Source organism: Haladaptatus sp., assembly GCF_049589095.1.
Classification (GTDB): domain Archaea; phylum Halobacteriota; class Halobacteria; order Halobacteriales; family Haladaptataceae; genus Haladaptatus.
In genome coordinates, this window is the sequence record NZ_JBAWAC010000665.1 from 1 (window position 1) to 5,403 (window position 5,403).

The 5,403-nt window shown below is 61.2% G+C and carries 4 protein-coding genes; 2 read left to right on the top strand and 2 right to left on the bottom strand.

Translation table 11 applies throughout. The features are described 5' to 3' along the window. The first annotated feature begins 14 nt into the window (after window positions 1-14). Complete coding sequence (locus WBV42_RS20855) at window positions 15-2,117, top strand: PQQ-binding-like beta-propeller repeat protein (RefSeq protein WP_423987739.1); 2,103 nt, start codon at window positions 15-17, stop codon at window positions 2,115-2,117. 8 nt (window positions 2,118-2,125) lie between these two features. Here the strand turns inward: WBV42_RS20855 and WBV42_RS20860 are convergent, their stop codons facing one another. After that, entirely contained in the window at window positions 2,126-3,271 is a 1,146-nt protein-coding gene (locus WBV42_RS20860) for an MBL fold metallo-hydrolase (protein ID WP_423987740.1), read from the bottom strand. A 142-nt stretch (window positions 3,272-3,413) separates the two neighbouring features. On the opposite strand from WBV42_RS20860, the gene WBV42_RS20865 reads away from it, so the two are divergent. Further along, window positions 3,414-4,061 carry a DUF7095 family protein gene (locus WBV42_RS20865; protein WP_423987741.1) on the top strand — a complete coding sequence of 216 codons (648 nt, stop codon included), beginning with the start codon at window positions 3,414-3,416 and terminating at the stop codon, window positions 4,059-4,061. Between the two features lie 347 nt (window positions 4,062-4,408). Here WBV42_RS20865 and WBV42_RS20870 read toward each other — a convergent pair. Next, window positions 4,409-5,403, bottom strand: a 995-nt coding sequence (locus WBV42_RS20870; RefSeq protein ID WP_423987742.1) for an aminopeptidase, incomplete at its 5' end; no start/stop codon positions are given.

The following is a 5,403-nucleotide window of genomic DNA, read 5'->3' on the forward strand; positions in this document are numbered from 1 at the left end:
CCTATATTCTTTTCATGGTCGACCCCTCCGACGAGACACGACGGACTTTTCTCAAACTGACCGGTGCTGCTATCGGAACGACAGGATTTGTGGGGATTGCAGCGTCCGACACGGCAACGACCACGAATCATGCGTGGTCGTCGTTTCAAAACGATACGGGGAACACAGGGAGTAGTGCCGATGGGAATGATCCCGGTCCAGGAGCATGGGTCGATTGGAGCGAACAGGTGAGTGATCGGGGTCTCTATTCCCCGACCGTAGTCGACGGAATCGCCTACGTTTCCGATTCGTCCGGAGGAATAACGGCGTTCGACGTCGACTCGCGGAACGCGTGCTGGACGACGCATATCCGAGGACTGGACTACGCACCGACCGTCGTCGGGGATACCGTTTACGTGGCCGGAACCGACCTCGTCGCCCTCTCCGCCGAGGACGGGAGCGAGCGGTGGCGGTTCGAAATCGGCGTCATCGAATCGTCCCCCGTGACCGTTGCTGACGGCATCGCCTTCTTCAAGACCAGCGATGTGAACGGACAGGGTGCCTGCTGGGCGATCGATACCGAGACCGGAACGAAACAGTGGCAGGTCCGTCTCCCGTCCGGAAAGGACGGCGAGACACCGAGCGCCGAGAACGTGCCACCGGCAGTCGTCGACGGAACGGCGTACTTCGCCGACAAGAAAACGGTATATGCTCTCGATGCGACCGACGGACAGCCACAGTGGCAGGCCAGCACCGACGGGATGATCGACCACGCGCCGACCGTCGCAAACGACACCGTCTACGTCTCCGGACGGAAAACGTTCGCACTCTCGACGGAGGACGGAGCGGCACGGTGGACGACGGACCTCGGCGATTCGACGCGACTCAGCCAATCACCCGCAGTCACCGACGACACAGTCGTCGTGACCGACGGCGCTCGGGCACGGATTTGGGCACTCGCTGCCAACGATAGAACCGTACGGTGGACGGTCGGAAGTCTCGATGGATCGGCCGGAACCCCATCGATCGCCGACGGAACGACCTACGTCCCCATCACACGGGATAGCGGCGATGGACTCGTCGCGTTCGACCTTCGGAGCGGCGACCAGAAGTGGTGGGTTCCGGTACGTAATCTCGATACCTCGTCGTTGCCGCCCGCTATCGACGACGGGATATACATCGCTGACCGGGAGGGCTTTCTCTACTCCGTCGAGGACCCCGAATGGCTCGATTGGCGAGCGAACGGGATCGGTTCGATGAACGTTGGCGAAAACGTCTACCTTCAGAACAACGCACTGCGCGCGCTCGACACTGAAACCGGAAAGAAACGATGGCGCGAAGAAGGCGATACGCCACCGGTTTCCGCGAACGGTATGGTGTACGAGACGGATTGGTCGGCGGTCGTCGTATACTCACCGGACGGAACCCAACAGTGGCGTTCCGAATGTGACGGCGGTATCACGACCGTTCCGGCCGTCACCGATGACCGCGTCGTCGTTGGCGGCGACGGATGGGTGACCGCGTTCGACGCAACGACCGGCGTGCACGTATGGACGAGTACCGGCGACTGTGGCGGACTCGGGTCGGTCGATATGGTCGCTGTCCACGACGAAACGGCATTTGCACTCGTGAACGGTCGGGTCGTGGCGCTCGATGCCGACGGAGAGCAGTGGTCCACCGGGGATGGTGTGCGAGCCGTCGCAGTCGATGATGCGGTGTACACCGGTACCGATTGTAACGAAGTCGTCGCCTACGATTTCGACGGAACCGAGCTGTGGCGTGTAACCCTCGAAGACGGAGACACAGTAACGAGCCTCGTCCCGGATGACGGTCTCTACGCCGTGACGAGTGACGTGACGAGCACCGGAACCGATAGTCGCGACTGGCTGGTTTCGCTCGACGACGGGAGTGTTTCGTGGACGTTCCACCCGAAATTCCTCCCGTTCGGATCGCTCTGTGAACCGGTCGTCGGCGACGAAACGGTGTACGTCGGCGCCAGCGACCGCCGAGTGTACGCGCTCTCGGCGAGCGACGGAGCGGAACGACGACGGTTCGAAACCGGCGGCGAAGTCGAGTCCGTCGCGGTGGACGACGAACGCGTCTACGCGACGAGCGACGGTACCTACGCGTTTAGATAGCGGGCGTCTTACGATGCGGAACAGCGGTTCGGCCCCAGTTCGAGCTCCGTCGCCTCGTCTTCACCTTCGGGTTCGTCCTTGCCACGGTTGATGGCGATGACCGTTTCGTAGTTCGGCGGTTTTTCGGGCACGTCGTCCGAAAGACGGGAAACGAATGCGTCCTCGTCCAACTGGAGTACGTCGAGATTACGGCGGAGGTCACCGACCGTCGACCGAATCGGTTCGCCGGGATTGCCGTGAGCGAACCGTCCGTCTTCGGTGACGGTAACGTGTCCCGGCAGGACGACGACGCTGTCCGGGTCGCTCATCAACACCTTGTGAAGGGAATCGTACTGCATCTTTGCTCCCTCTGCTGCGCCTTCGTCACCGAACTCCAGTTCCGTGCGACCGATGGAGTCCACGAACAGGGTGTCCCCGGTGATGACGGCTTCGTCGTTGACGAGATAGCTGGTGATCTCGGAGGTGTGACCGGGCGTGGGAACGGCCTTGATATCGGCGTTTCCGACGCGAACCACCTCGTTTCTGTCGAGGGCGTCGTACTCGTATTCGACGCCGCGTTTGCGGGCGCGCTCGCTGAGATGGTACGGGACACCGAGTCCGTCGGCGAGCGTACGCCCGCCGGAGATGTGGTCGGCGTGGACGTGTGTGTCGAACACGTGGGTGATTTCGTATCCACGATCATCGGCCGCTTCGCGGAACTCGTCGGTGTGTCGACTCACGTCGATAGCCGCCGCCTCCCCGTCGCTTCCGACGAGGTAACCGAGACATCCCTTCGCACGTCGCTGTATTTGTACGATTTCTACATCACCGTCCGTTTCGATGGGGACGCGGTCGTACACCTCACTCCACTCCTCCATGCCACCGGTGACGACTTTCACGTTTTCGAACCCGTGTGCTTCGAGTTCGTCGACGAAATGTGCCGATGAGATCCCCTTCGCACAGATGGTGAGGATCTCGTCGTTTCCGTCGAGCATCGATTCGACTTCCGCAGCGCCGTCCTCCGACAGCGACTCGTCGGGACCGAACGGGAAGTTCCGTGCTCCAGTGATATGCCACGATTCGAAGCTTTCCTCCGGTCGTGTGTCGAGGAGGGCGAAGTCCTCGTCAGTATCCTGCCTGTTCGCCAACTCCGCGGTGGATATCGATTCGACCATGTTCGACGGTTGAACTTCCTCGGGGAAATGTTGTTTGGCCTTGTGCCGACAATACAATATTAGTTCGACGGACGGTTGTATCCTATCGGACTCACCGTTCGTTCCATCGGACTTATCCACGACACTCCCCAACCGAACATCGATGGAGCGAAGCGCGGCGATAGAGCACGTCGAGGAAATCGTCGAGACGGTCGAGAACGAGACCATGCCCGTTCCCGTGCGGGAGATTTGGGTCTACGGGGATATTGCCCTCGGCCTCGACCCTATCGACCGATTGGACGTGTACGTAACGAAGGACATCCTGCTTCGAGGCGACGATACCGACCGGGAGGAAGAGTTCGTCGAATCACACGGCGTGAAGGGTGTCGGGAAGACGGTCCGTGCGGCGTGGGCCGACGAATATCCCGATCTGATTCGGGCGAGCGAGAGCGGCTACTCTGCGCCCGAGAAGTGTCTCGCGGCCCATCTACTCCCCGAAAACGACCCCGTCCACCTCGAAGTCTGCAATTCGAGTTTCGAGGACAACGTTACCCAACGCCTACGCGGGGCGATGGCACGGAACGCCTACGAGCAAATCCTCGATCCACGTGGGGTCTGTCTCTGGGTCGATGGACAACGAAGCGAAGAAGCGTTCCGGAAGTTGCGAGCAGGGGAGTTCGCGTTCCCGACGCTCCCGGCCGCGTTGGAGATGCTCGGCATGGATGAAGAGGAGACGAAGAAAGCCGCACAAGCCATCGAATCCTATCGCCGTCGGCAGGACGGAACGACGGTTCGCGGTGATGTCGTCTAACGGAGGGCACGAACAGGCGGCACGCAGGTTCTCACGCGAGGGAGCGCCACACACCCGCCTCGACCACTCGCGCGATACGGATTTCAGGTCACGCCGGTCTTGGTCCCGGCATCGTATATGAACCCTCGCAGCATTATCCCTCGAACTCGTCCTCGAATCGGAAGACCCACGTTCCACCTTTTTACGTCGTCGGGTCGGCAAGCCGACCGCTCCTCGCAAAAATCTGGACCAAAAACATCCCGGTCGGTCGCATCACTCACGGCTCACACGGCAAGAGCGTTGCTCTTGCCTGTTCCCGTTCGCCGTTCGTCTTTCGAGGCGCGGTGCGCCTCGCATCCCTCGCGGAACTACCCCTCGAACCCGTCCTCGAATCGGAAGACGCCGTTTCGCTGAACGACTTCGCCGTCTACCTCGATGAACGAATCCTCGCTCATATCGACGATCATGTCGAGGTGTGTGGCGCTCTCGTTGAACGGTTGCCCCTCGGGAACCGTCTCGCCGATGGCTTGCCCGATGGCGAGGTGAATCGTGTCGCCCATCTTTTCGTCGAAGAGCATGTTGTAGGTGAACTCGTCGATGTCGCGGTTCATCCCGATACCGAGTTCGCCGAGTCGGCGCGCGCCCTCGTCGGTGTCGAGGGTCCCTTCGAGGACGTCTTCGTTCTTGTCGGCGCTGAAATCGACGACTTCGCCGTTCTCGAAGCGGAGCCACGCACCTTCGATTTCCCGTCCCTGTCGGACGAGGGGTTTGTCGAACAGCACTTCGCCCTCGACCGAGTCGGGGACCGGTGCGGTGAACACCTCGCCGCCGGGGAGGTTCTTCTCGGCGAAGTCGTTGATGGTTTTCATACCCTTCACCGACATCGTGAGGTCCGTCGTTTCGCCGGAGACGATGCATACTTCATCGGCAGGGTCGAGGATTTCGACCATCTGCTCCTGGAACTCGCGTTGTTCGTCCCAATCCTTGTTTATCGCGTTGTACACGAACGTCTCGTAGGCTTCCGTGCTCATCTCGGCCAACTGGGCCTCCCCCGGGGCGGGGAACTGCGTGCCGACCCAGCGTTTGCCCATCCGTTCCTGCTGGATGGGCGCGTTGGCGCGGGCCTTGGCGGCGGATTTCTCCGCCGGGACGTCGCTGGTCTCCGCCGTGTTCTCCGCTCCTTTAATGATGATGACGGCGTCCGTCTCCTCTATCGCCGCCAGCGTGTGGTCGAGCAGACCGAAATCGTCCGCGTCGCAGGAACGGAGGAACGCCCGGTCCGCCCGTTTGCTTCGCATCGACAGCGACGGTTTCGCGCCACGTTCCCCGAGTTTTTCGTACAGCGCGACGACGAGGTCCTCGG